The organism is Streptomyces sp. NPDC088732 (assembly GCF_044751205.1).
Classification (GTDB): Bacteria; Actinomycetota; Actinomycetes; order Streptomycetales; family Streptomycetaceae; genus Actinacidiphila.
Genome location: NZ_JBIVLI010000066.1, coordinates 1 through 1,438 on the forward strand (window position 1 = coordinate 1; position 1,438 = coordinate 1,438).

At 67.1% G+C, this 1,438-nt stretch carries 2 protein-coding genes; both read right to left on the minus strand.

The genetic code is table 11. The features are described from left to right. Positions 1-26 precede the first annotated feature (26 nt). Complete coding sequence (locus ACIP9H_RS42275) at positions 27-515, minus strand: hypothetical protein (protein ID WP_401598055.1); 489 nt, start codon at positions 513-515, stop codon at positions 27-29. Between the two features lie 45 nt (positions 516-560). Further along, positions 561-1,363 (minus strand): IS5 family transposase gene (locus ACIP9H_RS42280; RefSeq protein ID WP_401598058.1). Its coding sequence is split into 2 segments (ribosomal slippage): positions 561-1,043 and positions 1,046-1,363, totalling 801 coding nucleotides; the frame shifts between segments, so codons are not numbered across the junction. Positions 1,364-1,438 lie beyond the last annotated feature (75 nt).

Sequence of the window (1,438 nt, forward strand, 5' to 3'; positions counted from 1 at the left end):
CCTATGAGCTCGTAACACGATCTTGCTCAGTCGCCGGCTTCGAAGTCGAGTCGCTGGGCGTCGTCAGGGAGCCAGGGGGCCGGGGGGCCGTTGCGCCAGGTGTCGTGGGAGTCCAGCACCGCGTCGATGAAGGGTCTCGGCGGGAGGTAGCGGTGTGCTTGCACGTAGTGGCTGATGAGGAAGGGTGCGGCATAAACCTCGGTGGGTGAGGCCGGGACACGGATCTCGCTGCCGCCGCGGGGCGCACGAGGCGTGGCGTCGTCTGCTGTGTCGCATAGTTCGCACGGGTGCGTGCCCAGGGCGGGGTTGACGTACTGGCCGTGCAGGATGCGGTCGAGTTGTTCCACGAAGCCGGGAGGGGGTGAGCCGACGGCGAAGGGGTGGTCTGCCGCGAGCCAGCCGATGTTGATCCGCGTGTAGCGGGGGGTGAAGGTCACCACTCGGGTGCCCTCGCCCTCCCAGAAGGTGTCTTCTGGCTCCTCAGCGTAGGGGCTCAAGTCTTCGTAGAAAGTCACCGCTGATCTCTAACACGTGCTGTCGTGCACACGGTTGCCCGGGGGTTATCGATGCCTCAGCCGCCGCCAACAGACGAGGGCACAGGCCAGGGAGACCAGGCCGTCGTGGAGGTCGAGGCGTCGTTCCCAGCGCACTGCGAGACGCTTGAATTGGTGCAGCAGAGCGAAGGTCTGCTCGACGACATAGCGGAGCTTGCCCAGGCTCTGGATGTTCGGGCTGCCCTTGCGGGAGATCACTGGCAGGATCCGGCGGTTGCGTAGTTCCCGGCGGAGTGGGTTGCTGTCGTAGCCCTTGTCGCCGAGGAGCGCGTCGGGACGTCTGCGGGGGCGTCCTGGGCGGCCGGCGATGGGCGGGATGCCGTCGACCAGGGGGACGGTCTGGGTGACGTCGTTGACGTTGGCCGCGGTGGTGATGACCGCGAACGGGGTGCCGTTTCCGTCGCAGATCAAGTGGTGTTTGCTGCCGGTCTTGCCCCGGTCGACCGGTGACGGGCCGGTCGCCTCGCCCCCCTTTTCGCCCTCACGTGGGAAGCGTCCACGCAGGCGCGTGACCAGTCGATCTGTCCGGCCGCGTTCAGCTCGGCCAGGAGTATCCGGTGCAGGGCCCGGAAGACGCCGGCCTTGTGCCACCGGATCAGGCGCCGCCAACAGGTCTGCCCCGAGCCGAAGCCCAGCTCCATCGGCAGTTGCTGCCACGCGATGCCGCTGAACAGCACGAACAAGACGCCCTGCAGGCACTTTCGGTCGTCCACCGGGCGCGGCCCCGGCGACCGCTCCGGCCACCTCGGCAGCAGTGGCTCGACCAGCGCCCACAACTCATCATCCACGATCCACGGCTTCCTGCTCACACCCCACGAACGGCGGAATCGTCGCACCGGACACGCCCACCAGAGACGATTCACATGATCGTGTTACGAGCTCTA